This is a genomic window from Luteimonas sp. TWI596 (assembly GCF_039674105.1).
GTDB lineage: Bacteria > Pseudomonadota > Gammaproteobacteria > Xanthomonadales > Xanthomonadaceae > Luteimonas.
Window position 1 is genome coordinate 130,382 of record NZ_JBDJMU010000004.1, and the last position, 26,853, is coordinate 157,234.

At 70.3% G+C, this 26,853-nt stretch carries 25 protein-coding genes and 2 tRNA genes; 14 read left to right on the forward strand and 13 right to left on the reverse strand.

Annotated elements, in window-relative coordinates:
• Nucleotides 1-18: 18 nt before the first annotated feature.
• A complete protein-coding gene (locus ABE487_RS04540) occupies nt 19-1,851 on the reverse strand; it encodes a formylglycine-generating enzyme family protein (RefSeq protein WP_346451639.1) in 1,833 nt (610 codons plus the stop codon).
• A 108-nt stretch (nt 1,852-1,959) separates the two neighbouring features.
• On the opposite strand from ABE487_RS04540, the gene rnd reads away from it, so the two are divergent.
• Nucleotides 1,960-3,090, forward strand: coding sequence for a ribonuclease D (gene rnd, locus ABE487_RS04545; RefSeq protein WP_346444119.1), 1,131 nt, complete (start codon nt 1,960-1,962; stop codon nt 3,088-3,090).
• A 13-nt stretch (nt 3,091-3,103) separates the two neighbouring features.
• Nucleotides 3,104-3,179, forward strand: a tRNA-Ala gene (locus ABE487_RS04550).
• 96 nt (nt 3,180-3,275) lie between these two features.
• Here ABE487_RS04550 and ABE487_RS04555 read toward each other — a convergent pair.
• Both ABE487_RS04555 and ABE487_RS04560 read right to left on the reverse strand, forming a co-directional pair.
• Complete coding sequence (locus ABE487_RS04555; RefSeq protein ID WP_346444117.1) at nt 3,276-3,452, reverse strand: DUF3606 domain-containing protein; 177 nt, start codon at nt 3,450-3,452, stop codon at nt 3,276-3,278.
• A gap of 66 nt (nt 3,453-3,518) precedes the next feature.
• Entirely contained in the window at nt 3,519-4,316 is a 798-nt protein-coding gene (locus ABE487_RS04560; RefSeq protein WP_346451637.1) for an exodeoxyribonuclease III, read from the reverse strand.
• A 229-nt stretch (nt 4,317-4,545) separates the two neighbouring features.
• On the opposite strand from ABE487_RS04560, the gene lexA reads away from it, so the two are divergent.
• The 10 genes from lexA to ABE487_RS04610 all read left to right on the forward strand — a co-directional run bounded on the left by lexA (nt 4,546) and on the right by ABE487_RS04610 (nt 15,768).
• Nucleotides 4,546-5,151 (forward strand): transcriptional repressor LexA, encoded by a 606-nt coding sequence (lexA, locus tag ABE487_RS04565; RefSeq protein ID WP_346451635.1) that lies wholly within the window; start codon nt 4,546-4,548, stop codon nt 5,149-5,151.
• Nucleotides 5,151-5,765 (forward strand): translesion DNA synthesis-associated protein ImuA, encoded by a 615-nt coding sequence (gene imuA, locus ABE487_RS04570; protein WP_346451634.1) that lies wholly within the window; start codon nt 5,151-5,153, stop codon nt 5,763-5,765. Before lexA ends, imuA begins: the two co-directional genes overlap by 1 nt.
• Nucleotides 5,766-5,876: 111 nt before the next feature.
• Nucleotides 5,877-7,295, forward strand: coding sequence for a DNA polymerase Y family protein (locus tag ABE487_RS04575; protein ID WP_346449404.1), 1,419 nt, complete (start codon nt 5,877-5,879; stop codon nt 7,293-7,295).
• A gap of 43 nt (nt 7,296-7,338) precedes the next feature.
• Nucleotides 7,339-10,584, forward strand: coding sequence for an error-prone DNA polymerase (locus ABE487_RS04580; protein ID WP_346451632.1), 3,246 nt, complete (start codon nt 7,339-7,341; stop codon nt 10,582-10,584).
• 197 nt (nt 10,585-10,781) lie between these two features.
• Nucleotides 10,782-10,858: transfer RNA gene (locus tag ABE487_RS04585), tRNA-Arg, on the forward strand.
• A gap of 98 nt (nt 10,859-10,956) precedes the next feature.
• Nucleotides 10,957-12,492, forward strand: a complete 1,536-nt coding sequence (locus ABE487_RS04590; protein ID WP_346451631.1) for an aldehyde dehydrogenase family protein — start codon at nt 10,957-10,959, stop codon at nt 12,490-12,492.
• Complete coding sequence (locus tag ABE487_RS04595) at nt 12,489-12,755, forward strand: DUF4190 domain-containing protein (protein WP_346451630.1); 267 nt, start codon at nt 12,489-12,491, stop codon at nt 12,753-12,755. The genes ABE487_RS04590 and ABE487_RS04595 overlap by 4 nt, the downstream gene beginning before the upstream one ends.
• A gap of 1 nt (nt 12,756) precedes the next feature.
• The gene (locus tag ABE487_RS04600; RefSeq protein ID WP_346451629.1) at nt 12,757-13,809 is read left to right on the forward strand and encodes a quinone-dependent dihydroorotate dehydrogenase; all 1,053 of its coding nucleotides are present in this window, start codon (nt 12,757-12,759) and stop codon (nt 13,807-13,809) included.
• Between the two features lie 7 nt (nt 13,810-13,816).
• Nucleotides 13,817-14,845 carry a UDP-N-acetylmuramate dehydrogenase gene (gene murB / locus ABE487_RS04605; protein ID WP_346451628.1) on the forward strand — a complete coding sequence of 343 codons (1,029 nt, stop codon included), beginning with the start codon at nt 13,817-13,819 and terminating at the stop codon, nt 14,843-14,845.
• 5 nt (nt 14,846-14,850) lie between these two features.
• On the forward strand, nt 14,851-15,768 hold the full coding sequence (locus tag ABE487_RS04610) for a DMT family transporter (RefSeq protein ID WP_346444182.1): 918 nt from the start codon (nt 14,851-14,853) through the stop codon (nt 15,766-15,768).
• Nucleotides 15,769-15,810: 42 nt separating this feature from the next.
• Here the strand turns inward: ABE487_RS04610 and lolD are convergent, their stop codons facing one another.
• The 9 genes from lolD to ABE487_RS04655 all read right to left on the reverse strand — a co-directional run bounded on the left by lolD (nt 15,811) and on the right by ABE487_RS04655 (nt 22,562).
• Nucleotides 15,811-16,530 (reverse strand): lipoprotein-releasing ABC transporter ATP-binding protein LolD, encoded by a 720-nt coding sequence (gene lolD / locus ABE487_RS04615; RefSeq protein ID WP_346444100.1) that lies wholly within the window; start codon nt 16,528-16,530, stop codon nt 15,811-15,813.
• Complete coding sequence (locus ABE487_RS04620; RefSeq protein ID WP_346449413.1) at nt 16,523-17,764, reverse strand: lipoprotein-releasing ABC transporter permease subunit; 1,242 nt, start codon at nt 17,762-17,764, stop codon at nt 16,523-16,525. The genes lolD and ABE487_RS04620 overlap by 8 nt, the downstream gene beginning before the upstream one ends.
• A 69-nt stretch (nt 17,765-17,833) precedes the next feature.
• On the reverse strand, nt 17,834-18,316 hold the full coding sequence (locus tag ABE487_RS04625) for a hypothetical protein (protein ID WP_346452866.1): 483 nt from the start codon (nt 18,314-18,316) through the stop codon (nt 17,834-17,836).
• Nucleotides 18,246-18,449 (reverse strand): succinate dehydrogenase assembly factor 2, encoded by a 204-nt coding sequence (locus tag ABE487_RS04630; protein ID WP_346444181.1) that lies wholly within the window; start codon nt 18,447-18,449, stop codon nt 18,246-18,248. Before ABE487_RS04630 ends, ABE487_RS04625 begins: the two co-directional genes overlap by 71 nt.
• Nucleotides 18,450-18,907: 458 nt before the next feature.
• Nucleotides 18,908-19,693: a succinate dehydrogenase iron-sulfur subunit gene (locus ABE487_RS04635; protein ID WP_346444096.1), complete on the reverse strand. Its 786-nt coding sequence runs from the start codon at nt 19,691-19,693 to the stop codon at nt 18,908-18,910.
• A gap of 15 nt (nt 19,694-19,708) precedes the next feature.
• The gene (gene sdhA, locus ABE487_RS04640; protein WP_346449415.1) at nt 19,709-21,496 is read right to left on the reverse strand and encodes a succinate dehydrogenase flavoprotein subunit; all 1,788 of its coding nucleotides are present in this window, start codon (nt 21,494-21,496) and stop codon (nt 19,709-19,711) included.
• 7 nt (nt 21,497-21,503) lie between these two features.
• A complete protein-coding gene (sdhD, locus tag ABE487_RS04645) occupies nt 21,504-21,917 on the reverse strand; it encodes a succinate dehydrogenase, hydrophobic membrane anchor protein (RefSeq protein ID WP_183425399.1) in 414 nt (137 codons plus the stop codon).
• Entirely contained in the window at nt 21,914-22,303 is a 390-nt protein-coding gene (gene sdhC / locus ABE487_RS04650) for a succinate dehydrogenase, cytochrome b556 subunit (RefSeq protein ID WP_346444092.1), read from the reverse strand. The genes sdhD and sdhC overlap by 4 nt, the downstream gene beginning before the upstream one ends.
• Before the next feature lie 85 nt (nt 22,304-22,388).
• Nucleotides 22,389-22,562: a DUF1674 domain-containing protein gene (locus ABE487_RS04655; protein ID WP_346444091.1), complete on the reverse strand. Its 174-nt coding sequence runs from the start codon at nt 22,560-22,562 to the stop codon at nt 22,389-22,391.
• A gap of 25 nt (nt 22,563-22,587) precedes the next feature.
• Here ABE487_RS04655 and ABE487_RS04660 point away from each other — a divergent pair, with 25 nt between their 5' ends.
• Both ABE487_RS04660 and ABE487_RS04665 read left to right on the forward strand, forming a co-directional pair.
• Complete coding sequence (locus ABE487_RS04660) at nt 22,588-23,469, forward strand: folate-binding protein (RefSeq protein ID WP_346449416.1); 882 nt, start codon at nt 22,588-22,590, stop codon at nt 23,467-23,469.
• A gap of 546 nt (nt 23,470-24,015) precedes the next feature.
• On the forward strand, nt 24,016-24,519 hold the full coding sequence (locus ABE487_RS04665) for an OmpA family protein (protein ID WP_346444087.1): 504 nt from the start codon (nt 24,016-24,018) through the stop codon (nt 24,517-24,519).
• Nucleotides 24,520-24,572: 53 nt separating this feature from the next.
• Here the strand turns inward: ABE487_RS04665 and ABE487_RS04670 are convergent, their stop codons facing one another.
• Complete coding sequence (locus ABE487_RS04670; protein ID WP_346444086.1) at nt 24,573-26,843, reverse strand: thiamine pyrophosphate-dependent enzyme; 2,271 nt, start codon at nt 26,841-26,843, stop codon at nt 24,573-24,575.
• Nucleotides 26,844-26,853: the final 10 nt, after the last annotated feature.

Consider the following 26,853-nt stretch of genomic DNA (forward strand, 5'->3'; position numbering starts at 1 on the left):
CGGAAAGGCCGGCGGCGGTCAAAGGTCGCGGACGACGCGGAAGCCGATTCTGGCATTGGTCGTGTCGACGGAGGCGAGTGCCCGCCAACTGGCGCGGGTCTGGGCCGGCGAGCTCGCCCAAGAGCCCCCCCGGATCACCTGGTCGCGGCAGCCCGGATTGACCCAGGCCGAGCCGTCTTCCGGCGCCCGGCGGTAGGTCGCATGCCAGCAATCGGCCATCCATTCGCTGACATTGCCGGCCAGGTCGTACACCCCCCAGCGATTGGGTGGGAAGCTGGCGACCGGGGCCGGCCCCCAGTAGCCGTCGCCGTAATCGGCGAACGCATTGCCCCAAGTCCGCCCCGAGGGCGAACGGTCGAGGGCGCCGGTGACGTTGCCGGCCTCGGGCGGCGGCGTGCCTTCGCCCCACGGCCAGCGCTCGCTGGTGCCGGCGCGATACGCGTACTCGAACTCGGCCTCGCTCGGCAGCCGGTAGCGCTGCCCGCTCTGTGCCGACAACCAGTCGACATAGGCCTGCGCGTCCTTGGCGCTGACATGCAGCACCGGCATGGTGTCGCCGGCTGGGCGACCGACATAGTCCGAGCGCCAGTCGACGTTGCTGCGACGCAGGAAGTTGCCGGTGCGCTCGTCGTAGACCATCGAAAAGCCGCGGCGCATGGCCCGGGTCTGGTAGCCGGTCGCCTCGATGAAGCGCCGGAATTCGGCCACGCTCACTTCGCGCACGCCCATCGCAAAGCCCCGCTCGAACCGGACCGCATGGCGCGGCTTTTCGTTGTCGTCGGCGGTCTCGTCGCCGGGCAGTGCGCCCATCATGAAGCCGCCGTGCGGCAGTACGACCAGTTGCGGCCCGCGCGCCCCGCCTTCCAGCGCATCGGTGAATACCTGGCCGGGCCGGAAGTCGCCGTAGTGGACCGCCCGATCGATGCGCTCGCGCAGGTCCAGCGCCACCGGGTCGCCCGGCGAGGCGATCGCCAGGATCTCGGCCAGTCGCGCGCGCGCGGTCGCAACGCCATTGATCTTCGGCAGCGCCTCCACGCCGGCATCGCGCAGCCGCTGGATGCGCACCGCGCGCATGTGCGCGATGCGCCGCTCGGCATCGGGCACGGTCGCAAAGCCGGGCCGGACGGTCGTGGCGTAGGCCAGCCAGCGCGCGGCGGTACGGAAATCGCCCTGTGTGCCGGCGTCCTCGGCGCGCCGGATCAGCGCGCTCTCGACCGCGGCCAGGCCTTGTAGCGCGCGCGGCTGGCCGGGTCGCAACGCCGCCGCCTCGCGGAAACCCGCCAATGCGCCGCCGCCCTCCTCGCCCAGTTCGCCGGCGGCGAGTGCGCGCTCGGCCTCGCGGTTGAGGTCCCACAGCCGATCGCTCTCGTCGACGCGCTCCAGGTACCGGACCACGGCCTCGTCGTCGGCAGCGAGGTAGCGCGCGACCGCGGCAAACTCGTGCGCGGCGCGCAGGCCGGCGATCGAATCGCGGTTGTCGGCCTCGTCCAGCGCACGATCGCCCAGTGCGAGCAGCTTGGCCTGGGCCCGGCGCAGCGCGGCGCGCGCCGCGCGCGCGTGACCGGGCACTTGCTGCAGGGCCAGATACAGCGGGATCGCCGAGTCGGCGGTCGCGTACAGGTCGTCTGCGGCCAGCGCATCGGCCGCGCGCTTGCGGGCTTCGTCGACGGCCTCGGGGGCGATCGTGACCGGTGGCGGCTGCCAGTTGAGCTCACCGGCGATCCGGTCGTCGCCGCTGATGGTCACGCTGCCGTCGCCGCCTGAGGCCTTTTCGCTGCGGGCGTCGCCGTCACAGCCGCTGCCCAGCAGCAGCAACGCGCCCAGCACTCCGACCACGACGACTGCGCGCAACGCTGGCTCCCATGACCGCATCGCGTCAGATTAATCGATCGCAGCCGAGGCGACGATGCGCCGGCTTCACGATTGCCGCCCCCGCATGCCGCCGTTAGGCTGTCGCGCATGCCCTCTTCCAATGCCTGCTGGATCGACGATCCGGCGATTCTCCAGTCCCGACTCCAGGCGGCCTCCGTCCGCGTCGGGCTCGACACTGAATTCATCCGCGAGCGGACGTTCTGGCCCCAGCTGGCCCTGGTGCAGGTCGCGCTCGAGCGCGACGATGGCGGCATCGATGTGCTGCTGGTCGACCCGCTGGTGCCCGGCATGCTCGAGGCGCTGCGCCCGCTGCTGGCCGACCCGGCCATCGTCAAGATCATGCACAGCGCCAGCGAGGACCTGGTCGCGCTGGGCCATGCCTGCGGCGTGGCGCCGGCGCCGCTGTTCGACACCCAGATCGCCGCGGCGCTGGCCGGCACCGGTTCGGGCATGGGCTACCAGCGGCTGGTGCAGGACACGCTCGGCATCGCGCTGCCCAAGGGCGAAACCCGCTCGGACTGGCTGCGGCGGCCGCTGTCGCCGACCCAGCTCGAATACGCCGCCGACGATGTCGAGCACCTGTTCGCGCTGCACGAAACGCTGGCCGCGAAGATCGCGGCGCTCGGCCGCGAGGCCTGGCTGCAGGAGGACTGCGCGCGGCTGGTGGCAACGGCCGGCAACATGGAAGGCGAGCGCTGGCCGCAACTGGGCGGTCGCACCGGGCTGTTTCTGGATGCCGACGCGCAGCGCCGCCTGCTGCGCCTGCTGCGCTGGCGCGAGCACTACGCCCGCAGTCACGACCGGCCACGCAGTTGGATTCTCGACAACGAACTGGCGACGCTGCTCGCTCGCGACCCGCCGGTCGATCCGGCCGCGCTGCAGCGCCGGCTCGACGCCCATCCCAAGGCCCCGCGCAAACTCGGCGCCGCGATCTGGGACGCGCTGAACACCGAACTGCTCGACGAGGCCGAGGCGCCGATCGCACGCGCCGAGGAGCCCGACCGCAAGCGCCTGAAACAACTGCAACAGGCGGTGGCCGCACGCAGCGCCGAACTCGGCCTGCCCGATGGCGTGCTCGCTTCGCGCAAGTGGCTCGAAGCCTTGGTCGAAGGCGCCGACTGGCCCGGCGCGTTGTCGGGTTGGCGCCGTGCCCAGCTCGAACCCACGCTCGCGCCGTTGCTAGAAAAGGCTGGCGGCTTGGTCGAACGCTCCGTATAATTGCGCCCATCGTGGGGCGGTAGCTCAGCTGGGAGAGCGTCGCGTTCGCAATGCGAAGGTCGGGAGTTCGATCCTCCTCCGCTCCACCAAGTCATTCCCGGTTCGAACACGAAGGGTTGGACGGTCCGCCGTCCAACCCTTCGTCGTTCTGACACCTGGCGCGCCCGGTCGCCTGGCGTTACGCGCTATTTGCCCAGGTGGCGACGCACATCCGCGGCCATCGGCCCCACGGCCGCGACCGCTTCGCGCAACTGCTCGGGCGTGACATCCAGCGCCTGGGTCCAATAGCGAAGCTCGTCATCTTCGTCGACGTTGATGCGATCGCGATCGGCGGCGCCGGTCTTGCGCTTGTCGTCCGACATGGTGGTCTCCAAAGGCTGCGGTGGCGCCACCTTCCCGCCGTGGATGTGGGCCGTGCGTGAACCGCGTCAGACGGCCGCGACCTCGATCCAGGTCGGCGCATGGTCGCTGGCGCCGGGTTCGAGCCGCAGCCAGCGATCCACGCCCGCCTTGCGCACCCGCTCGGCCAGCGCCGCGTTGACCAGCAGATGGTCGATGCGCAGGCCGCGGTCGCGCTCGGCGTGCTGCCGGAAATGGTCCCAGAACGTGTAGACCTGCGCCTGATCGCCGAGCACCTGACGCAGCGCATCGATCCAGCCCTGCGCCAGCAGCCGCTCGAAGGCGTCCCGCACCTCGGGCTGGATCAGCGCGTCCTTGCGCCAGGCCTTGGCATCGTAGACATCCGCATCGGTCGGGATGACGTTGTAGTCGCCCATCAGCACCACCGGATGCGCCAGCCCGACCAGCGTGCGCGCATGCTTGGCCAGCCGCTGCATCCACGCGAGCTTGTAGTCGAACTTGGGGCCGGGCTGCGGATTGCCGTTGGGCAGGTACAGCGCGCCGACCACGATGCCGTGCACCGCCGCCTCGATGTAGCGGCTCTGCGCATCGTCCGGATCGCCAGGCAGGCCGCGCCGGCTCTCGACCGGCACCGTATCGCGACCGAGCAGCGCGACGCCGTTCCAGGCCCGCTGCCCCTGCCAGATCGCCCCATAGCCGGCCGCTTCCAGCGCCTGGGCCGGGAACGCGGCATCGGCAGCCTTGAGTTCCTGCAGCGCGACGATGTCCGGGCGCGCCGCCTCCAGCCAGGCCAGCAACTGCGGCAGCCGCTTGCCGATGCCATTGACGTTGAACGTGGCCAGCTTGAGGGTCTTCTTGCGCGCCATGGCGCCGGGTTCCGGTGACGGGGCTGCGTGCCGCAGTGGGCCCCGACCATAGGACCGGCGCAATGGCCAGCGGGTGAAAAAGAGGCTTCGTCGGAAATCAGAAAAACCGGGGTCAGAGTGCAATTTCACCTTGCAAAAATTGCACTCTGACCCCGGTTTTGCCGGCGGCGCGCGGGCGGGGGTCCTGCCCTCTCGCCAACGGGGGGCGGAAGGTGTACAAATGTACACCATGCACTCTCTTCCTCCCCAACGCGCCGCCGTGCTGGCCTTCGTCCGCGACCGGATCCGTGCCGGCCGGCCGCCGAGCCTGGCCGAGATCGCCGCGCACTTCGGTTTCGCCTCGCGCAGCGCCGCGCACAAGCATGTCCAGGCGCTCACCGCCGTCGGCTTGCTGGAGGCACATCCACATCACAAGCGCGGCCTGAGCCTGCCCGGCGAGGACGCGCGCCCGCCGTTGCTGGCGCTGCCGGTGCTGGGCCGGGTCGCGGCCGGCGTGCCGATCGGCGCCGATATTCGACTCGACCGCCAGCTGTGGCTCGACCGCGGCGTGTTCTCGCTGCGGCCCGACTACCTGCTGCAGGTGCAGGGCGACTCGATGATCGACGATGGCATCCTCGACGGCGACCTGGTCGGCGTGCACCGCAGCGCCGATGCCCGCGATGGGCAGACGGTGGTCGCCCGGCTCGATGGCGAACTGACCATCAAGCGGCTGCAGCGGGGCGCTGACGGCATCCGCCTGCTGCCGCGCAACCCGGCGTATGCGCCGATCGTGGTGCCGCCGGGCGCCGACTTCGCGATTGAGGGCCTGTTCTGCGGACTGGTGCGGCAGGGCTGATGGGCCAGGTCCTGCCCCTGGACGCCTTGCTGGCCGCGCGCACGGTCTGGCACGCCGGCCGCGGAACGGCGACGGCCGGCGATGGCGAGCCGACCGGCATGGCCGCACTCGATGCGGTGCTGCCCGACCGCGGCTGGCCGCGCGGTGCGCTGACCGAACTGCTGCTGCCGGCCGATGGCGTCGGCGAGATCGCGTTGCTGCTGCCGGCGCTGGCGCGCATGACCGCCACCGGCGGGCGGGTGGTATTGGTCGATCCGCCCTACGTCGCCTATGCGCCGGCCTGGCAGGCCGGCGGTGTCGACCTGGCCCGGCTGGAGATCGTGGTCGCGCCACCGCGCGATGCCCTGTGGGCCTTCGAGCAGTGCCTGCGCAGCGGCGCCTGCGCGGCGGTGCTGGGCTGGCCACGGACGGCGGACGACCGTGCACTGCGCCGGTTGCAGGTCGCGGCCGATGCCGGCGACTGCTGCGCCTTCGCGGTGCGCGACCGTCGGCACGCGGTCAACGCCTCCCCGGCCGCACTGCGGCTGGAATACCTGCCCGCCGACGACGCCTGGCAGGTGCGCAAATGCCGTGGCGCGCAGCCGCCGGCGCGCCCGATCCGGCTGGCCCACTGATGCCGCCACGCCCGTCCGCATGCAGCGCAGTCCCGACCGCGCGGCCGTCTGCCCGTCGGCTTTCGGGGCGCCGGTCGCACGCCCTCGCCCGCGCACAGGCGTGAGCCCACCATGCTCTGGACCTGTCTGCTGCTGCCGCAACTGGCGCTCGACGCCGTCCTGCGCCGTCTCGACGATCCCGACGCCCCGCTGGCGCTGGTCGAAGGCCCGGCGCAGTTGCGGCGCCTGCACGCGGTCAACGCCGCCGCCGCTGCCGCCGGCCTGAAATCCGGCATGCGGCTGTCGGCCGCGCATGCACTGCTGGCCGACGTGCGCACCGTCGATCACGACGCCGGGGCCGAAGCGCGCTGCCAGCGCTTCCTCGCCGCCTGGGCCTATCGCCACAGTTCGCTGGTCAGCGCGCAGTGGCCGCGTGCGATCGTGCTCGAGGCTCAGGCGAGCTTCCGCCTGTTCGGGCCCTGGCCGACATTCGAACATCGGCTGCGTCAGGAGCTCGACACGCTCGGCTTCCGGCACCGCATCGCGCTGGCGCCGACACCGCGTGCGGCGCGCGTGCTCGCCGGGCTGCGCGACGGCCTGGCGGTGACCGAACCGGGCGCGCTGCGGGCCCTGCTCGACCGCGCGCCGATCCGGCGCGCGGCGCTGCCCGACGATGCCGGCGAGCGGCTGCACCGCATGGGCCTGCGCCACCTGGCCGACGTGCGCGGCCTGCCGCGCGATGCGCTGCGACGCCGTTGCGGGATCGCGGTGCTCGACCATCTCGATCGGCTCTACGGCGACGTCGACGACCCGCTCGACTGCTACGCCCCGCCCGACCGCTTCGATGCCCGCGTCGAGCTGGGCTACGAGGTCGAGAGCCATACCGCGCTGCTGTTCCCGCTGCGCCGGCTGACCGGCGATCTGGCGACCTATCTGTCGATCCGCGACGGTGGCGTGCAGCGCTTCACGCTGCGGCTCGAGCACGCCAGCGGCCGCACCGAGGTAGAGGTCGGTCTGCTCGCGCCCGAGCGCGACCCGGCGCTGCTGTTCGAACTGGCACGCAGCCGGCTCGAGCGCACCGGGGTCGACCGCCCGGTCGTCGCGCTGGGTCTGGTCGCCCACCAGTTGCCGCCATTCGTGCCAGCCAGCCGCGACCTGTTCGATCCGCGTCCGCAGCAGGCCGTGGACTGGCCGCAGCTGCGTGAGCGCCTGCGCGCGCGGCTGGGCGACGACGCCGTGCATCGCGTCGCCCCGGCCGGCGATCCACGGCCCGAACGCGCCTGGCGACGGGTGTCCGGCGACGACATCACCATCGAACCCGCCCCGCCCCGGCCGCCGCGCCCGGCGTGGCTGTTGCCCGAGCCGGTCCCCCTGCGCGACCCGCGGCTGCGCGTGCTGTCCGGGCCCGAACGGCTGGAAAGCGGCTGGTGGGACGATGGCGACGCGCGCCGCGACTACTACTGCGTCGAGACCTCGAACGGGCAACGCGCCTGGGCCTTCGTGCCGGTCGGCGAACGCGACGGCTGGATGCTGCACGGGTGGTTCGCATGACCAGCGTGCGCAGGCCGATTCCAACGCCCACGGAAGCGCTGCGATGAGCACGGTCGACGGCGTCGACCGCGATACGCCCGGCGGCCAGCCGCCGCGGGCCTGGACGGTCGCGCACCGGCTGCGCGAGGCGGCCAACGACGCCGTCGCCCCCGATGCGCGCGCTGCCGGATCGCCGCCCTACGCCGAATTGCACTGTCTGTCGGATTTCTCGTTCCTGCGCGGCGCCTCCGATGCCGAACAGTTGTTCCAGCGTGCGGTGCATTGCGGCTACGAGGCGCTGGCGATCACCGACGAATGCTCGCTGGCTGGGATCGTGCGCGCGCTCGAAGCCTCCGAAGGCACCGGGCTCAAGCTGATCGTCGGCAGCGAATTCCGGCTCGTCGACGGCCTGCGCTGCGTGCTGCTGGTCGAGACGATCGCCGGCTACCGCACGCTCTGCGCGCTGATCACCCAGGCACGGCGCGCCGCCGCCAAGGGCCATTACCGGCTCACACGCGAGGACATGGCCACCGTGCTGCAGGGCGACGCCGACGGGCTGTTCGCGCTGTGGCTGCCGGGCGAAACGCCCGATCCGGACGAGGGCCGCTGGCTGCACGCCCTGTTCGGCGCGCGCGCACATCTGGCCGTGGAGCTGCACCGCGAGCGCGACGACGCCGCGCGCCTGGACGCGCTGCTGACACTGGCGCGCACGCTGGAGATGCCGGCGCTGGCCAGCGGCGATGCGCACATGGCCACCCGGCGCGAGCGCATGCTGCAGGACACGCTCACCGCGATCGCCCGCAACACCCCGCTGGCCGACTGCGGCGCGCACCTGTTCCGCAACGGCGAGCGCCACCTGCGCACCCGGCGCGCGCTGGGCAATATCTACGGCGCGGCGCTGATGGAGGCGGCCGCGGCGCTGGCGGCGCGCTGCACCTTCAACCTGCGCAGCATCCGCTACGACTATCCGGTCGAGCTCGTCCCCGACGGCCACACCCCGACCACCTGGCTGCGGGTGCTGACCGAGCGCGGCATCGTTGAGCGCTGGCCCGACGGCCCGACGCCCCAGGTGCGCGACCTGATCGAATTCGAGCTCGCACTGATCGCCAAGAAGGGCTACGAGGCCTTCTTCCTGACCGTGGCCGATATCGTCGCGTTCGCCCGCAAGCGGGAGATCCTGTGCCAGGGCCGCGGCTCATCGGCGAACTCGGCGGTCTGCTATGCGCTGGGCATCACTGCGGTGAACCCCGACGAGACCCGCTTGCTGATGGCGCGCTTTCTGTCCGAACAGCGCAACGAGCCGCCCGACATCGACGTCGACTTCGAGCACCAGCGGCGCGAGGAGGTCATCCAGTACGTCTACGCCAAGTACGGGCGCGAGCGGGCCGCACTCGCCGCGACGGTGATCAGCTACCGCGGCAAGAGCGCAGTGCGCGATGTCGCCAAGGCCTTCGGCCTGCCCGACGATCAGATCGCGCTGCTGGCCACCTGCTATGGCTGGGGCAACGGCGACACGCCGATGGAACAGCGCATCGCCGAGGCGGGCTTCGACCTGCACAACCCGCTGATCCGCAAGATCCTGCTGGTGACCGAGGGCTTGCGCGGCCATCCGCGGCACCTGTCGCAACACGTCGGCGGTTTCGTCATTTCCGATGCCCCGCTCTCGCACCTGGTTCCGGTGGAGAACGCGGCGATGGCCGATCGCACGATCATCCAGTGGGAAAAGGACGACCTGGAGACGATGCAATTGCTCAAGGTCGATTGCCTGGCGCTGGGCATGCTGACCTGCATCCGCAAGACGCTGGACCTGGTGCGCGGCCATCGCGGGCGGGACTTCGCGCTCGCGACCTTGCCCGGCGAGGACGAGGCGACCTACCGGATGATCCAGATCGCCGACACCGTCGGCGTGTTCCAGATCGAATCGCGCGCGCAGATGGCGATGCTGCCCCGGCTCAAGCCCGCGCGCTTCTACGATCTGGTGGTGGAAGTGGCCATCGTGCGCCCCGGCCCGATCCAGGGCGACATGGTGCATCCGTACCTGCGCCGACGGCAGGGTCGCGAGGCGGTCGACTATCCCAACGACGAGATCCGCAGCATCCTCGCACCCACGCTCGGCGTGCCGCTGTTCCAGGAGCAGGTCATGGAACTGCTGATGAAGGCGGCCAACTACACCGACAGCGAGGCCGACCACCTGCGGCGCTCGATGGCGGCCTGGCGGCGCGGCGGCGACATGGAGCAGCACCGGGTGCGGGTGCGCGAGCGCATGCTGCGGAAGGACTATTCGCCCGAGTTCATCGACCAGATCTTCGACCAGATCAAGGGCTTCGGCTCCTACGGCTTTCCGCAGAGCCACGCCGCCTCGTTCGCCAAGCTGGTCTATGCCAGTTGCTGGCTCAAGCGCCACGAGCCGGCCGCATTCGCCTGCGGGCTGCTCAACGCGCAGCCGATGGGCTTCTACTCCCCCAGCCAGATCGTGCAGGACGCCCGCCGCGGCAGCGCGCAGCGCGCACGCGTCGAGGTGCTGCCGGTCGACGTGCTGCACAGCGACTACGACAGCACGCTGGTCGGCGGCCGGCCCTGGCGCAGCGACGCCGATCCGGGCGTCCAGCCGGCAATCCGGCTCGGCCTGCGCCTGGTCGCGGGGCTGCCCGAGGCGGCCGCGCACCGCATCGTCGCCGAACGGGACCGACGCCCGTTCGCCGACATCGCCGACCTGGTCCTGCGCGCCGGCCTCGAGGCCAAGGCGCGCCAGGCGCTGGCCGAGGCCGATGCGCTGCGCGGGCTGGCCGGCCATCGCAATGCCGCGCGCTGGGCGGTCGCCGGCATCGAGCAGCGGCGCCCGCTGCTGCCCGGCAGCCCCGACGAGGCCGAGGTCGCCCTGCCCGCGCCCGCCGCCGGCGAAGAGATCCTGTCCGACTACCGGGCCCTGGGCCTGAGCCTGGGCCCGCATCCGATGGCGCTGCTGCGTCCGCAGATGGCCGCGCGGCGGATCATCGGCCTGCGCGAGTTGCAGGCCCGGCGCCACGGCAGCGGCGTGCACGTCGCCGGCCTGGTGACCCAGCGCCAGCGCCCGGCCACGGCCAAGGGCACGATCTTCGTCACGCTTGAGGATGAGACCGGCATGATCAACGTCATCGTCTGGTCGCACCTGGCGATCCGCCGCCGGCGCGCCCTGCTCGAATCCCGGCTGCTCGCCGTGCGCGGCCGCTGGGAACGGGTCGACGGCGTCGCCCACCTCATCGCCGGCGACCTGCACGACCTCAGCGACCTGCTCGGCACGATGCCGCTGCCCTCGCGCGATTTCCATTGAGCCGCGGCGCCTGCGCACCCGGTTCCTGGCCCCCCGCAACCGGCCTTCCCTACTTTTGCGTGCCGGCCCCCCTGCGCCACTGTGTCGTTGCTGGGCGACCGCGCATCACGCCACCCCGTTCTGCGCGCTTGCCCAGGCCGCTCGCCGGCCGGCAGCGCGGTCGTCCGGGGAACGCCCGGACGTTATAATGAAGGGATGGCCCCGTAGCTCAGCTGGATAGAGCATCCCCCTCCTAAGGGGAAGGTCGCACGTTCGAATCGTGCCGGGGTCGCCAGTTCCGCGACCATCCCCCAGCGGCTGTCCCGCCGCGTCGCACCCCCTTCTTCGCCAGCGCCGCCCCGCGGCGCCAGCGCACACCAGGAGTTTTTCGCGATGTCCCATCCCGTCCTCACCGCGCTCGGCCTCGATTCCACCGAATCGGGCACTTATCTCGGCAACAACGAATGGGCCCGCGATACCGGTGCCGGCACGCTGACTCCGGTGAATCCGGCCAGCGGCGAGTCGCTGGCGCAGGTGCTGGCGACCTCGCAGGCCGACTACGAGACCATCGTGACCCGTGCCCAGGCCGCGTTCCGCGAGTGGCGCACGACGCCGGCGCCGCGCCGCGGCGAGGCGATCCGGCTGTGCGCCGAAGCGCTGCGCACGCACAAGGACGCGCTCGGCTCGCTGGTCGCACTGGAGATGGGCAAGTCCAAGCCCGAAGGCGACGGCGAAGTCCAGGAGATGATCGACATCGGCGAGTTCGCCGTCGGTCTGTCGCGCCAACTCTACGGCCTGACCATGCATTCCGAGCGCCCCGGCCACCGCATGTACGAGCAGTGGCATCCGCTGGGCCTGGTCGGCGTGATCAGCGCGTTCAACTTCCCGGTCGCGGTCTGGGCCTGGAACAGCTTCGTCGCCGCGGTCTGCGGCAACGTCACCATCTGGAAGCCGTCGCCGAAGACGCCGTTGTCGGCGATCGCGTCGATGAAGATCTGCAACGAGGCGCTGCGTGCCGGCGGCTTCCCGGACATCTTCTTCCTGTTCAACGATGCCGGCAGCGATCTGGCCCAGGCGTTCGTCGACGACAAGCGCATCGCGCTGGTCAGCTTCACAGGCTCGACCCGGGTCGGCCGCCACGTCGGCGAGCGCGTCGCCCGTCGCATGGGCCGCTCGCTGCTCGAACTGGGCGGCAACAACGCGATCATCGTCGATTCGACCGCCGACCTGAAGCTGGCGATCCCGGCGATCGTGTTCGGTGCCGTCGGCACCGCCGGCCAGCGCTGCACGACCACGCGCCGGCTGTTCGTGCACGCCTCGATCTTCGACGACGTGCTGGCCAAGCTCAAGACCGCCTACGCCCAGGTCGAATCGCGGATCGGCGACCCCACCGATGCGGCCAACCTGATGGGCCCGCTGAACTCGCGCGACGCGGTGGACGCCTACCTGGCCGCGATCGAGAAGGCCAAGGCCGCCGGCGGCACGATCGAGAGCGGCGGCAAGGCGCTCGACGACCGCAAGGGCTTCTTCGTGCTGCCGACCCTCGTCACCGGCCTGTCGAACGATGCCGAGGTGGTGCAGGCCGAGACCTTCGCGCCGATCCTTTATGTGATGAAGTACGAGCAGCTCGACGAGGCGATCGACATGCAGAACGACGTGCCGCAGGGCCTGTCGTCGGCGATCTTCACCAACGACCTCAAGGCCTCCGAGCGCTTCCTGTCGGCGCGCGGTTCGGACTGCGGCATCGCCAACGTCAACATCGGCACGTCCGGTGCCGAGATCGGTGGCGCGTTCGGCGGCGAGAAGGAGACCGGCGGCGGCCGCGAGTCGGGCTCCGATGCCTGGCGCGCCTACATGCGCCGGCAGACCAACACCATCAACTACTCCGACGCCCTGCCCCTCGCCCAGGGCATCAAGTTCGACCTGTGAGACGGACCAGCGCCCTGGCGGTCACCAGCCTGGTCTGCGGTCTGTTGGGCTGGAGCCTGCTGCCTTGGCTGGGCAGCCTGGTGGCGGTGATCACCGGCCATCTGGCGCGTGCGGAAATCCGCCGCACGCCCGAGCTCGACGGCGACGGCATGGCCGTGGCCGGGCTGGTGCTGGGCTATGTGCAGTTCGTCGCGACGGTCGTCGGCATCGTGGTGCTGATGCTGTTCTTCGGCGGCCTGTTCTGGCTCGGGACGGCGACCTGAGGTGTACGCACTCGCCCGACCGCTGCTGTTCCGGCTCGACGCCGAGCGCGCCCACCATCTGACGCTGGCCGCGCTCGATGCCGCGCACCGCGCCGGCCTGTCGTCGATGCTCGGCGGCGCGCCGGCACCGCTGCCGACCGAGGCCTTCGGCCTGCGCTTTCCCAACCCCGTCGGCCTTGCCGCCGGTCTGGACAAGAACGGCGCGCACATCGATGCGCTGTTCGCGCTGGGGTTCGGCTTCGTCGAGATCGGCACCGTGACCCCGCGCCCACAGGACGGCAATCCGAAGCCGCGGATGTTCCGGCTGCCGCAGCATCGCGCGCTGATCAACCGGCTGGGCTTCAACAATGCCGGGGTCGATGCGCTGGTCGCCAATGTCGAACGCGCGCGCCGCAACGGCGTGCTCGGCATCAACATCGGCAAGAACAAGGACACCCCCAACGACGCGGCCGCCAACGACTACCTGGCCTGCCTGGAGCGGGTCTATCCGCTGGCCGACTACGTCACCGTCAACATCTCCTCGCCCAACACCGCGGGCCTGCGCGACCTGCAGGAAGCGCAGGCCCTGCAACGCCTGATCGGGACGCTGCGCGAGGCGCAGGAGCGGCTGGCCGCCCAGCATCGGCGGCGCGTGCCGGTGCTGGTGAAGATCGCCCCCGACCTCGACGACGGCGGCATCGAAGCCGCGGCCCGGGTGTTCGGCGACCTGGCGGTGGATGGCGTCATCGCGACCAACACCACCATCGCGCGCACCGGCGTCGAAGCCGACGCGACCGCCGCGCAGGCCGGCGGCCTGTCCGGCGCGCCGCTGATGGACCGGGCGACCGCGGTGCTGCGCAAGCTGCGCGCGCAGTTGCCCGCGACCCTCCCGCTGATCGGCGTGGGCGGCATCGTCTGCGGCGCCGACGCTGCCAGCAAGATCGCCGCTGGCGCGTCGCTGGTCCAGGTCTACTCGGGCCTGGTCTATCGGGGGCCGGCCCTGGTCGGCGAATGCGTGGAGGCGATCCGCGGCCGCCGCGATGCCACCGACCGCAGCCCTGCCCCGGAGCGCTGAGCCGCCGATGCCCGCCCCGTTCGATCTGCGCGAACGCGTCGACCTGCGCACCCGCAACACCTTCGGCGTCCCGGCGCAGGCACGCCGGCTGTTCGAGGTCGGCGACGCCGCGGCGTTGCCGCAGGCGCTGCCCGCGCTCGGCGAGGCGGCGCCGCTGGTGCTGGGTGGCGGCAGCAATCTGCTGTTCGTCGACGATATCGACACGGCGCTGGCGATCGTCGACACCCGCCGGGCCATCGTCGCCGACGACGGCGTCCAGGCGCAGGTCCGCGCCGCTGCGGGCGCGTGCTGGCACGATGTGGTGATGTGGTCGCTGGCCCAAGGCCTGGGCGGCCTGGAAAACCTGGCGCTGATCCCTGGCACCGTGGGCGCGGCGCCGATCCAGAACATCGGCGCCTACGGCGTCGAGGTCGCCGATCGCATCCATGCGGTCGAGGCCTTCGATCGCACACGCGGCGCCCCGGTCGTCCTCGACGCGGCGGCCTGCGGCTTCGGCTACCGCGACAGCGTGTTCAAGCAGACACCCGACCGCTGGATCGTCACCGCGGTCACTTTCGTGCTCTCGCGCCGCGCCGCGCCGGTGCTCGACTACGCTGGCATCCGCGACGCGCTCGTTGCGCGCGGTGTCGCCACACCGACGCCGTCCGACGTCGCCGAGGCCGTGATCGCGATCCGCCGCAGCAAGCTGCCCGACCCGGCCGTGATCGGCAACGCCGGCAGCTTCTTCAAGAACCCGATCGTCGACGCCGCGATCGCCGCGGCCCTGCGCGAGACGCATCCCGACCTGCCGGTGTTCCCGGTCGATGGCGAGCGCTGCAAGCTTTCGGCTGCGTGGCTGATCGACCGCTGCGGCTGGAAGGGCCACCGCGATGGCGATGCCGGCGTCTCGGCGGGACACGCCCTGGTGCTGGTCAACCACGGCGGCGCGCACGGCCGCGACCTGCTGGCGCTGGCGCGGCGCATCGCCGCGTCGGTGCACGCCCGGTTCGGCGTGGACCTGGCGCCCGAGCCGCGGATCGTGGGAGCGACGTGGTGAGCGGCCTGCCACGACGCTGGCAGCCGACCTCGGCCGCAGGCAAAGCGGCGCTGCTGATGCTGGGCAGTACATCGGCGTTCGCGCTGATGGCGATCACGATCCGCTTCGCGTCGGCGACCGTCCCGACCACCGAGGTCGCGTTCTTCCGCAACTTCTTCGGCCTGCTCGCGCTGTTGCCGATCCTGCTGCATGCCGGCGGCGGCCTCCCGCGCACGCGCCATCTCGGCCGCTACCTGGTGCGCACGCTGGTCGGCCTGGGCTCGATGCTGTGCGCGTTCTGGGCGATCGGCCATCTGCCGCTGTCGCAGGCGGTCTCGCTGTCGTATGCCGCACCGTTGTTTGCGACCATCGCCGCGGTGCTGTGGCTGGGCGAGATCGTGCGCGTGCGGCGCTGGATGGCGGTGTCGGCCGGCTTCATCGGCGTACTGGTGATCCTGCGCCCGGGCGTGGCGTTCTCGGCGCCGATGCTGATCCCGGTACTCGGCGCCCTGCTCGCGGCCCTGGTCGCGATCCAGATGAAGCAGCTGTCGAAGATCGATCCGCCCGACACGATTGTCTTCTACACCTACGTGCTATGGGTGCCGCTGTCGCTGGTGCCGGCGCTGTTCCAGTGGGTATGGCCCGATCCGGTCGCCTGGTTGTGGCTGCTGGCGACGGGCGTGCTCGGCACGCTGGGCCAATGGCTGTGGACACGCGCGCTGCGCCTGGGCGAGGTCTCTGCGCTGCAGCCGATCAGCTTCGTGCAGTTGCCGATCGTGGTCATCTTCGGCTGGTGGCTGTTCGGCGAGACGGTCGACCTGTGGACGATGGCCGGCGCGGCGATCGTGTTCGGCGCCAACGGCTACATCGCCCATCGCGAAGCGGTGCTCGCACGCCGCGCCGCCTCCCAGCGTCCGACCGAGGCGGCCAAGCCCAGCGAGTAGCACGGGCGTCGCGGCAACCGCGCAGCGCCGCGAGGCGCCGCGTCAGACCTCGTCGCGCGCGACCTCACGCAGCTTGCCCTGGTGCAGTTCCATCACCCGGTCGAGCTTGCGCGCCAGTCGGCGGTCGTGGGTCACCAGCACCAGGCTCGTGCGCTGCGCGCGGTTCATCTCCAGCATCAACTCGAACACCGTCGCGGCCGTGCGCTCGTCGAGATTGCCGGTGGGTTCGTCGCCCAGCACGCAGGCCGGCTTGTTGACCAGCGCCCGCGCCACCGCGGCGCGCTGGCGCTCGCCACCCGACAGCTCGCCCGGCTTGTGGCCGAGCCGGTGGCCCAGCCCGACCGTCTCCAGCAGACCGCGCGCACGCGTGGTCGCATCGCTGTCGCTGGCGCCGTTGAGCAGTGCCGGCAGCATCACGTTCTCCAGCGCGGTGAACTCGGGCAGCAGGTGATGGAACTGGTAGACGAAGCCGAGCGCGCGGTTGCGCAGCGTCCCGCGCGCCGCGTTCGACAGCGCGCTCATCTTCTGTCCCGTCACGAACACCTCGCCCGCGCTCGGTACATCCAGCCCGCCGAGCAGGTGCAGCAGCGTGCTCTTGCCGGCGCCCGAAGCACCGAGGATGGCAACGGTCTCGCCGGCGCGGACCGCGAAGTCGAGCCCGTCGAACACCGGCGTATGCAGCTTGCCCTCGGCGTAGGTCTTGCCCAGGCCTTCAGCCGCCAGCACGACGGCATCGGCCGCCGTTTGCGCGTGCTCACTCATAACGCAGCGCCTCCGCCGGGGCGGTGCGCGCCGCGCGCCACGCCGGATACAGGGTGGCCAGGAACGCCATCAACAATGCGATCACGCCGATCATCGTCACGTCGCTGGCCTGCAGGTCGATCGGCAGACCAGTGACGTAGTAGACGTCTTCGGGCATCAGCACCACGCCGAACAGGCGCTCGAGGGCGCGCAGGATGTGCTCGAGATTGAAGGTCAGCAGCAGGCCGCCGCAGACCCCGAGCACGGTGCCGATCACGCCGATCATCGTGCCCTGCACCATGAACACCTGCATGACCCCACGCGGGGTCAGGCCGAGCGTGCGCAAGATTGCGATGTCGGCATGTTTGTCGGTGACCAGCATGACCTGCGAGTTCAACAGCGAGAACGCCCCCATCAGGATGATCAGCGACAACAGGATGCCGATCATGGTCTTCTCGAGCTTGAGCGCGCGGAACATGTTCGCGTTCTCCGTGCTCCAGTCGCTGACCCGGTAGACCCCGCCCAGCCTGTGCACCAGGTCGCGGGTGACCTGTTGGGCCAGATCCATGTCGTGCAGTTTCAGGCGCACACCGGTCACGCCGTCGCCGATGCGCAGCAGCCGCTGCGCGTCCTGCAGGTTGACCACCGCCAGCCGGCGGTCGAAATCCTGGTAGCCGGCCTCGAACAGGCCGCTGACGGTGAAGCGCTTGAGCTGCGGCACCGCGCCCATCGGCGTGACCTGGAAATCGGTGGTCACGATGACACTGTCGCCGACACCGACGCCGAGCCACAGGGCGAGTTCGCGGCCGAGCACGATGTTGAAGCTGCCCGGTTGCAGGTCCGACAGTTGGCCGACGACCATCGAGGTGGACAAGTCGGACACCTGGCTCTCGTCCTCGGGCGAGATCGCACGGACCGCGGCCGGCTCGTTGCGGCGTCCGCGCAGCAGCGCCTGCGTGTCGATGTAGGGCGCCGCGCCGGCCACGCGCGGGTCCTCGCGCGCGACCTCGACCGCACGTGCCCAGTTGTGCAGCGTGTCGCCCTCGGCGCTCACGGTCGCGTGCGCGACCATGCCGAGCATGCGATCGCGGATTTCCTTCTGGAAACCGCTCATCACCGCCAGGGTCGTGATCAGCACGGTGACGCCGATCGCGATCGCGAAGATCGAGGCCAGCGAGATGAAGGAGATGAAGCCGTTGCGCCGTTTCGCCCGGAGATAACGCAGGCCGATGGCGGCAGGGATGGGTCTGAGCATGGGCGTCCGTCGATGGATGCGGGTCGTTGGCGATGGCGCGATCGCCGTGCCCGTCCCGCCGGGCAGCGGCTATGGTGCCACCGATTCCGGTGCGCGTGGCAGTGGACGCATCGCGGCGGCCAGACGCAGTTCACGGCGCTGCGGTGCCGGCAGCGTATCGGGCCACCACAGCAGCCTGCGCGTGCGTCGGCCCTCGCGCCAGGTCAGGCGAACGATCGGGCCGCGCCAATGCAGGGAAGGCGCTTCCAGCAGCCGCCCATCGAGCAGCATCCGCCCCGTCGCCTGCACGACGATGCGATGTGGCGGCTGTCGCGCGGTGCGCACGATCGTGCGCAGGCCGCTGGCCAGGACCCAGGCGATACCGAGCCAGGCCATCGGGCCCGGCAGTTCGGACAGCAGCAAGGCGCCACAGGCAGCGAGCGTGAGCAGGCCCAACGCGGCGACCAGCAGGCGCGAGGGCCGCCAGTGCAGCCTGGCCGGCTCAGGGATCGGGTGGTAGCGCCCGGATGGTTTGGACGAGGGCGTCGAGTTGTGCATCGGGCGAACGCTCATGGCCGAGGAACCATTTCCAGAGCCTATCGTCCTCGCATTCGAGCAGCCGTCGGAAAACATCCCGCTCGCTTTCGGAGGATGTCGCCCAACACCGGTCGAGCCAGCGCTCGAACAGCCGGTCGAGCTCGCGCATGCCGCGGCGGCTGCGCCAGCGCAGGCGGCGCAGTTCGGTGGTGTCGTCGTGGTCGGTCACGGGCGTGCGTCCTGGGTACGGGCATTCGCGAGCGCAGCCGACGCGGATGCGTCGGCTTGGCGCGCTCGCTTCATTCGAGATGTCACATGCCATCCGTGGCGCAGCAGTGTCGGCCCCGGAAGGACCGGCCCGCACGTCCGTGTGCGGGCGTTCGCGGCTGCGGCCGATGCGGATGCATCGGCTTGGCGCTCATGACGCATCAGGCTTGTCCCATGCCCTCCATGGCGTGACATTGCCGGCGCCGGAGAGACCGGCCCGCACATCCGTGTGCGGGCGTTCGCGAGGTCACATGCCATCCGTGGCGCGGCAGTGTCGGCTCCGGAGAGGCCGGCCCGCACATCCGTGTGCGGGCGTTCGCGGCTGCGGCCGATGCGGATGCATCGGCCAAGCGCAGCCGCTCACCCACGTCGTGCGAGCATCAGTTGCTTGATCTGGCCGATCGCCTTGGCGGGATTCAGCCCCTTGGGGCAGGTCCGCGCGCAGTTCATGATCGTGTGGCAGCGGTAGAGCTTGAACGGGTCTTCCAGATCGTCCAGGCGCGCGCCGGTGTCCTCGTCGCGGCTGTCGATGATCCAGCGATAGGCCTGCAGCAGGATCGCCGGACCCAGGTAGCGTTCGCCGTTCCACCAGTAGCTCGGGCAGCTGGTCGAGCAGCAGGCGCACAGGATGCACTCGTAGAGGCCGTCGAGCTTGTCGCGGTCCTCGGGCGACTGCAGCCGCTCGCGATCCGGCGGCGCTGCGGTCTGGGTGCGGATCCACGGCTGGATCGACGCGTACTGCGCATAGAAGTGCGTGAGGTCGGGCACCAGATCCTTGACCACGCTCATATGCGGCAGCGGGTAGATCGGCACCTCGCTCTTCTTGCAGTCGTCGATCGCGCGCGTGCACGCCAGCGTGTTGGTGCCGTCGATGTTCATCGCGCACGAGCCGCAGATGCCTTCGCGGCACGAGCGACGGAACGTCAGCGTCGGATCGATCTCGTTCTTGATCTTGATCAGCGCGTCCAAGACCATCGGCCCGCACTTGTCGAGGTCGAGCTCGTAGGTGTCGGTGCTGGGGGTCTCGCCGGAATCGGGATTCCAGCGATAGATCTTGAACGTGCGCGTGCGCTTGGCGCCCGGCGCGGCCGGGAAGTGCCGGCCCTTCTTGATCTTGGAGTTCTTCGGGAGCGTGAATTCGGCCATGTGGGGTCTCCCGGCTCAGTAGACGCGTGCTTTGGGGGGCACGACTTCGACTTCGTCGTCGAGCGTGTACATATGCACCGGACGGTAGTCGATCTTGGTGTTGCCGGCCTCGTCCGCCCAGCACAGCGTGTGCTTGTGCCAGTTCTCGTCGTCGCGGTCCGGGTAGTCCTCGTGGGCGTGCGCGCCGCGCGATTCCTTGCGGTTCTCGGCCGAGACGATCGTCACCAGCGCCTGGCCCAGCAGGTTCTCCAGCTCCAACGTCTCGATCAGGTCCGAGTTCCAGACCAGCGAACGGTCGCTGACCTTGACGTCGGCAAACGAGGCGTGGATCTCGCGGATCTTGTCCACGCCCTCTTTGAGCGTCTCGCTGGTACGGAACACCGCCGCGTCGTTCTGCATCGTGCGCTGCATGCGGTCGCGGATCACCGCGGTCGCGGTGTCGCCCTTGGCATTGCGCAGCTTGTCCAGACGCGCCAGCGACTTGTCGCAGGCATCGGCCGGCAGCGGCTTGTGGCGCGCGTCGGGCTTGATCGTCTCCGCGCAGCGGTTGGCCACCGCCCGACCGAACACCACCAGGTCGAGCAGCGAGTTCGAGCCCAGGCGGTTGGCGCCGTGCACCGATACGCAGGCCGCTTCGCCGATCGCGTACAGGCCGGGCACGACCGCATCCGGATTGCCATCCTTCAGCTGCACGACTTCGCCGTGGTAGTTGGTCGGGATGCCGCCCATGTTGTAGTGCACGGTCGGGATGACCGGGATCGGCTGCTTCTCCACGTCGACGCCGGCGAAGATCCGCGCGCTCTCGGCGATGCCGGGCAGCTTCTTGTGGATGTCGGCCGGGTCGAGGTGGGTCAGGTCGAGGTGGATGTGGTCCTTGTGCTCGCCGACGCCGCGACCTTCGCGAATCTCCATCGTCATCGAACGGCTGACCACGTCGCGCGAGGCCAGGTCCTTGGCATTGGGCGCATAGCGCTCCATGAAACGCTCGCCGCTGGCATTGCGCAGGATGCCGCCCTCGCCGCGGACGCCCTCGGTGATCAGGCAGCCCGCGCCGTAGATGCCGGTGGGGTGGAACTGCACAAACTCCATGTCCTGCAGGCCGAGCCCGGCGCGCAGCGCCATGCCGCCGCCGTCGCCGGTGCAGGTGTGCGCGGAGGTTGCCGAGAAGTAGGCGCGGCCGTAGCCGCCGGTCGCCAGCACCACGCCCTGGGCGCGGAACAGGTGCAACGTGCCCTCGGCCATGTCGAGTGCGAGCACGCCGCGGCAGGCGCCCTCCTCGTCCATGATCAGGTCAAGCGCGAAATACTCCACGAAGAAGCGCGCATCGTGCTTGAGCGACTGCTGGTAGAGCGTGTGCAGGATCGCGTGGCCGGTGCGGTCGGCGGCCGCGCAGGTGCGCTGGGCGATGCCCTGGCCGTAATGCGTGGTCATGCCGCCGAACGGCCGCTGGTAGATCTTGCCTTCCTGGGTGCGCGAGAACGGCACGCCCTGGTGCTCGAGCTCGATGATCGCCGGGATCGCCTCACGGCACATGTACTGGATGGCGTCCTGATCGCCCAGCCAGTCCGAGCCCTTGATGGTGTCGTAGAAGTGGAAGCGCCAATCGTCCTCGCCCATGTTGCCGAGCGCGGCCGAGATACCGCCCTGGGCGGCGACGGTGTGCGAGCGGGTCGGGAAGACCTTGGTCAGGCACGCGGTCTGCAGGCCCTTGTGGGCCAGGCCGAAGGTCGCGCGCAGGCCGGCGCCGCCGGCGCCGACGACGATCATGTCGTACTTGTGTTCGGTAATCGGGTAAGCGGTCATCACGGACTCAGGCAGTGAAGGCGATGCGGGCGATCGCGTACAGCGAGGCGATGGCGCCCAGCCCGCAGAGGAAGGTCACGAGCAGCTGGAGGGCCAGCTCGAAGGACCGCTTGTGCACATAGTCCTCGATCACGACCTGCAGGCCGAGCTTGGCGTGCCAGAACAGCGTGACCAGGAAGATCGAGAACAGGATCGCGTTCCACGGCCGGGCGATGATCGCGCGTGCGGTGTCCAACTCCGCGCCGACCAGCGACAGCAGCGTCAGCACGAACCAGACGACCAGCGGCACCAGGATGATCGCGGTGACCCGCTGCTTCCAGAAGTGCGTCGTGCCCGACTTGCCCGAGCCCAGGCCCTGGGCCCGCTTGACCGGCGTGCGCAGCGGCACTGCGCGCGAGGTCTCTCCACCACCACCGCTCATGCCGCACCCCGCAGGCCGAAGAACCAGATGATGCCGGTGATCAGAAAGCCGACCACGAACACCGCGTAGCCCGAGGCATAGGCCTTGGGAATCTCGAAGCCCCAGCCCGCATCCCACAGCAGGTGGCGGATGCCGTTGAGCAGGTGGTAGATCAGCGCCAGCGTGAAGCCGAACAGGAAGATCAGCCCCATCGGCGAGGCCCACTGCCGGGAGGCGAACTCGTAGGCTTCGCCGCCCGCGGCGATGGACATCAGCCACCACACCAGGGAAATGCCACCGACCGCCAGCGAAATGCCGGTGATGCGGTGAAGGATGGACATGGTCGACGTCATCTGCGGTCGATAGACCTGCAGATGCGGCGACAGAGGACGGTTGGAATGTGCCATCGCTGGCTGGTCTCCTCGCTGGCGGCGTCGCACCGCGTGGCTGGTGGTACACAGGGCCGCTATCGCCAACGCGATGCGGCGGCGATCAGAAATCGATGCAGCGGCCGTTCTTTTCCCAGTCGCCGTAACGGGTGGGATCGAGGCCATCACGGCCCCCGATCTCGACCGCTGGCTCCGGCTCGGGTGCCGGAACGGGCGTGACCGCCGGTTCCGACCGCGGCGTTGCCGCGTCGTCGCCTATGATGTCCGGGGTGATCATCCGTTCAATTTTAGTTCCCACACCCATGGTAAACAAGCCACATCCCCTGCCCGACGCGGATTTCGCCCTCTCCGGCCTGCACGTGCTGCGGCTATCGGGCCGCGATGCACTCGCATTCGCCCAGGCCCAATTCATGAACGACGTGTCCGCGCTCGCCGACGGCCAGTGGCAATGGAGCGGCTGGCTGACGCCCAAGGGCCGCCTCCTCGCCCTGTTCGCGCTGCTGCGCCGCGACGCGCAGACGCTCGATGTCGTCCTGCACGACGCCGACCCCGCCACGTTCGCCGATGCGCTGAAACGATTCGTGTTCCGCAGCAAGGTCGCGATCGCGATGGCGGGCACTGCGGCCACAGGCCGGTTCGCCGCCCCGTCGGCCGCACGCGGCGCCCAGGCCGCATTCGATGGCCAGACGGCGGAGTTGGACCTGGGCGTGCCGTCGCAGCCACGCACCTTGCGCCTGCAGCCGATCGAGTCGGACACGGCCACGACACCCGAACCTGATGCCGCGTTCCAGAGCGAAGCCGATGCGCGGTGGCGTGCAATCGACCTGGCACACGGGCTGCCGCGGCTGGCCGCCAGCGAGTTCGATCGCTGGACGCCGCAGCAACTCTCGCTCGACCGCCTGCAGGCCTACAGCGTCAAGAAGGGCTGCTACCCGGGTCAGGAGATCGTGGCGCGGACGCATTTCCTGGGCCAGAGCAAGCGCGGCCTGGTCGCGCTGCAGGGGGCCGATGCCGCACAGACCGGCCAGGACGTCGCCGCCGATGGCGCGCCGGTCGGTCGGCTCGTCGCGGTCTCGACGCAGGTCCAGCTTGCGGTGCTGCCACTGGATCTGGGACCTGCGTCACTGGCCCTCGATACACATCCAGTGACGGCCGTACCACTGTGCGAAGGCTTGGCGCGCTGAGCGTCTGCCTGTCTTTTTAGCGTCTATCAGCTTACAAGTGCGACGCACTGAGACGAAGGGAGCTGTCTTTTCCGTCTGAAGTCAGAGTGAAGCAGCGGACTGGCGGCCGGTGGCCGCGTCAAGCGCGCCATGGATGAGCCAGCTCTGCCTGCGCGGCATGCCGCGCGAGCGAGCGAACGCCCGGCGCGCTGCGCCGGGCCGGACCGATCCGCGAAGCGGAGCGGGCGCGCACCCGAGTCAGGACAGGGTGAGCATGGATGGCTTGCGCGGCATGCCGCGCAGCCATGCGAACGCCGCGCGTGCTTCGCGTGGCCGGACCGCGAGCGGCCCTGACCGAGGGAAGAGCGGCTTCCGGCTGACAGGCCGCTGCCTATCCGAAGTGGGATTCCCGTCTCGCACATTGGAGAAGCCTTCCCCTTTTCATGCCCGACGCGGCTGCTATGCTCGGCCGCTGACAGGGCGCGCAAGCGCTGGGGAATGTCGAGGCAGTCGCCGGACCGGCTGCGGTCCGGTGGCAGGGGAACTGGAAAGCTCAAAGGGAATGTCATGAAGCGCACTCGCTTGTCCGCGGCCTTCGCCGCGTCCGTTGTTTCGCTCGCATTGGCGGCCTGCTCGTCCACACCCGAGACGCAGGCGCCGGCACCGCAGTCGCCCGCGCCGTCGAGCGCCTTCATCGAGAAGCTCGACGCCGATGGCCTGTTCGCGTTCGGCAAGGCCGGCATCGGCGACCTCAGCCCCGACGGGCGCGCCGCACTCGACGCAATCGCCGCCCGGCTCTCGGGCAGCGCGCACCGGCTGGACATCGTCCACGTCATCGGCCACAGCGACCGCATCGGCAACGCCAAGGGCAACCTGCGGCTGTCCAACCAGCGGGCCGAAGCGGTGCGCGCGTATCTGGTCGAGCACGGCGTGCCTGCCGACCGGATCACGGCAGTCGGGCGCGGCGACGTGGAGCCGGTGGTCGAGTGCCGCAGCGAGCGCGGCCAGGCATTGATCGCCTGCCTGGCACCGAACCGCCGCGTCGAGGTCCGGGCCCGCTTCACCGATTGACCGGACCTGCACCGCCACGAAGGGTCGGCGCACCGCGCCGGCCCTTCATCGTTTCAGGCCATGGCCGTCGCGGCGGCGACGATGTCGGCCTCCGACGGGATCACCAGGAACGCGGCGCCGGCCAGCGGCGTGAACGTATCGGCCCCGACCACCCGGCGCAGCGGCCGGTCGCCGAAGCCCGCCTCGGTGATCGCGGTCACGATGCCCTCGCCCACGCCGGCGCTGCGCCGCCCCTCGTCGACCACCAGCACCCGATCGCATTCGGCCACGTGCCGTGCGATCGCGCCTTCGTTGAGCGGCAACAGCCAGCGCAGGTCGACCACGCGCACGCGCCAGCCACGCTCGGCCTCGATCGTGCGCGCCGCGCGCAGGCTCATCGGCACGCCGTTGCCGAACGTCAGCACCAGCAGATCGGTCGCCTCGGGCGCATACACCCGTTCCTCGCCGAAGGCCATCGCCTGGTCCGGCGGCGGATACGCGGTCAGCCAGCCGCCATCACCGGGTTCGTAGAGGTCCTTGGTCATGTACAGCGCGATCGGTTCGAGGAACGCACAGACCCGGCCGTCGACCGTCGCCAGCGCGGCCAGCGTGCGCAGCATGGTCGCCGCGTCGTCGCCGCGCGACGGGCAGCCGACGACGAGGCCCGGGATGTCGCGCAGCGCGGTGATCGAGTTGTCGTTGTGGAAGTGGCCGCCGAAGCCACGCTGGTAGCCCAGCGAGGCGATGCGCATGACCATCGGGTTGCGGTACTGGCCGTTGCTGAAGAACTGCAGGCTCGCCGCCTCGCCGCGGATCTGGTCGCCGGCATTGTGGAAGTACGCCAGATACTGGATCTCGGGCAGCGGCAGCAGCCCCATGTTGGCGTAGCCCTGCGCCAGCCCGAGCACGATTGTCTCGTCGAGCAGCGTGTTGAACACCCGGCGCGGGCCGAAGGCCTTCTGCAGGCCCTTGGTGACGGTGTACACGCCGCCCTTCTGCGCCACGTCCTCGCCGAACAGCAGCGCTTGGGGATACTTGGCGAACAGGTCGTGCAGCGCCTGGTTGATCTGGATCGCCAGGTGCCGCGGCGGCTGCGCTTCGGGCAGCTTGGCCTCGCCGCCGAACACCGCTGCACGCCCGGCGGCGTGCGCGTAGCGCGTGGCCTCGGCCTGGACCTGGGCCGGCGAATACGGCGCCAGCGGCTGCATGACCTCGGCCAGGGTCTCCAGCCGCGGCCGGCTGTCGGCATCGTGCGCAGCGGCGAAGCAGCGCGCGCGCGTGTCCTCGTACAGCGCCAGCAATGCGTCGGCACTCATCAGCCCGGACTCGAGCGCGATCGCCGCCGAACGCAGCAAGGGATCGGTCGCCTCGACCGCGCACAGTTCCTCGAGCGACCGCCACTCGATTTCGAAGTCGGTGCCGGCGTGGCCCATGATCCGGGTCGTGCGCAGGTGCAGGAAGGTGGGCCGGCGCGTGCGCCGGCAATGCGCGACCGCGCGCTCGACCTCGCCGTAGCCCACGGCCAGGTCCAGGCCGTCGGCGGCGAAGTAATCCAGATCGGGGCGCTGGGCGAAATTGCGCGCGATCCAGCCGTCGGGCGTCTTGACCGAGATGCCGATGCCGTTGTCCTCGCAGACGAACAGCACCGGCGCCGGGAGCTTCTGGTAGGCGGTCCAGGCGGCGGCGTTGAAGGCGGTCTGCGCGGTCGCGTGGTTGCTCGAGGCGTCGCCGAACGAGCACACGACGATGCTGTCGTCGGGCACCGGAAGCGCATGGCCGATGCGCCGTGCCTGCTCGATCGCGACCGCGGTACCGAAGGCCTTGGGCAGATGCGAGGCGATGGTCGAGGTCTGCGGCAGCACCCACAGCGGCTTGCTGCCCCAAACCTTGTGGCGGCCGCCGCTGGCCGGATCTTCGCGGCTGGCCGCGAACGACAGCGCCGAATCCATCACCGGGTCCATGCCGGGCAGCTTGCGGAAGCGCTCGGCCATGAAGCCGCCGCTGCGATAGTGCAGGAACGCCGGATCGGTATGCCGAGTCAGGCGCGCGACCATCGCGTTGCCTTCGTGACCGCTGGACCCGATCGTGTAGAAGACCTTGTTCTGCACGCGCAGCACGCGCGCCATCAGGTCCAGATGCCGGCTGATCAACTGTGACTCGAGCAGTTCGACAAACCCGCGCGCATCCAGCGCGCTGCCGGGCAGCACCGCATCGGCATCGGCCGGGCGGGTCCGCACCGGGCCGCGCCAGTCACGGACGAACTGCTGGAAGTTCGCGTCGCAGATCTCGGCGCGGTTGAGGCCCTTCATGCGGGCGGGAATCGGGTTGGGGACGGTGGCGAACATGCAGTCGGGG

Bases quoted from the DNA above. Each gene is read 5' to 3' on its own strand.
- rnd (WP_346444119.1), top strand. From the start codon at position 1,960: ATGCCCTCTTCCAATGCCTGCTGGATCGACGATCCGGCGATTCTCCAG.
- ABE487_RS04555 (WP_346444117.1), bottom strand. From the start codon at position 3,452: ATGTCGGACGACAAGCGCAAGACCGGCGCCGCCGATCGCGATCGCATC.
- ABE487_RS04560 (WP_346451637.1), bottom strand. From the start codon at position 4,316: ATGGCGCGCAAGAAGACCCTCAAGCTGGCCACGTTCAACGTCAATGGC.
- lexA (WP_346451635.1), top strand. From the start codon at position 4,546: ATGCACTCTCTTCCTCCCCAACGCGCCGCCGTGCTGGCCTTCGTCCGC.
- imuA (WP_346451634.1), top strand. From the start codon at position 5,151: ATGGGCCAGGTCCTGCCCCTGGACGCCTTGCTGGCCGCGCGCACGGTC.
- ABE487_RS04575 (WP_346449404.1), top strand. From the start codon at position 5,877: ATGCTCTGGACCTGTCTGCTGCTGCCGCAACTGGCGCTCGACGCCGTC.
- ABE487_RS04580 (WP_346451632.1), top strand. From the start codon at position 7,339: ATGAGCACGGTCGACGGCGTCGACCGCGATACGCCCGGCGGCCAGCCG.
- ABE487_RS04590 (WP_346451631.1), top strand. From the start codon at position 10,957: ATGTCCCATCCCGTCCTCACCGCGCTCGGCCTCGATTCCACCGAATCG.
- murB (WP_346451628.1), top strand. From the start codon at position 13,817: ATGCCCGCCCCGTTCGATCTGCGCGAACGCGTCGACCTGCGCACCCGC.
- lolD (WP_346444100.1), bottom strand. From the start codon at position 16,530: ATGAGTGAGCACGCGCAAACGGCGGCCGATGCCGTCGTGCTGGCGGCT.
- ABE487_RS04620 (WP_346449413.1), bottom strand. From the start codon at position 17,764: ATGCTCAGACCCATCCCTGCCGCCATCGGCCTGCGTTATCTCCGGGCG.
- ABE487_RS04625 (WP_346452866.1), bottom strand. From the start codon at position 18,316: ATGAGCGTTCGCCCGATGCACAACTCGACGCCCTCGTCCAAACCATCC.
- ABE487_RS04630 (WP_346444181.1), bottom strand. From the start codon at position 18,449: ATGCGCGAGCTCGACCGGCTGTTCGAGCGCTGGCTCGACCGGTGTTGG.
- ABE487_RS04635 (WP_346444096.1), bottom strand. From the start codon at position 19,693: ATGGCCGAATTCACGCTCCCGAAGAACTCCAAGATCAAGAAGGGCCGG.
- sdhA (WP_346449415.1), bottom strand. From the start codon at position 21,496: ATGACCGCTTACCCGATTACCGAACACAAGTACGACATGATCGTCGTC.
- sdhD (WP_183425399.1), bottom strand. From the start codon at position 21,917: ATGAGCGGTGGTGGTGGAGAGACCTCGCGCGCAGTGCCGCTGCGCACG.
- sdhC (WP_346444092.1), bottom strand. From the start codon at position 22,303: ATGGCACATTCCAACCGTCCTCTGTCGCCGCATCTGCAGGTCTATCGA.
- ABE487_RS04655 (WP_346444091.1), bottom strand. From the start codon at position 22,562: ATGATCACCCCGGACATCATAGGCGACGACGCGGCAACGCCGCGGTCG.
- ABE487_RS04660 (WP_346449416.1), top strand. From the start codon at position 22,588: ATGGTAAACAAGCCACATCCCCTGCCCGACGCGGATTTCGCCCTCTCC.
- ABE487_RS04665 (WP_346444087.1), top strand. From the start codon at position 24,016: ATGAAGCGCACTCGCTTGTCCGCGGCCTTCGCCGCGTCCGTTGTTTCG.
- ABE487_RS04670 (WP_346444086.1), bottom strand. From the start codon at position 26,843: ATGTTCGCCACCGTCCCCAACCCGATTCCCGCCCGCATGAAGGGCCTC.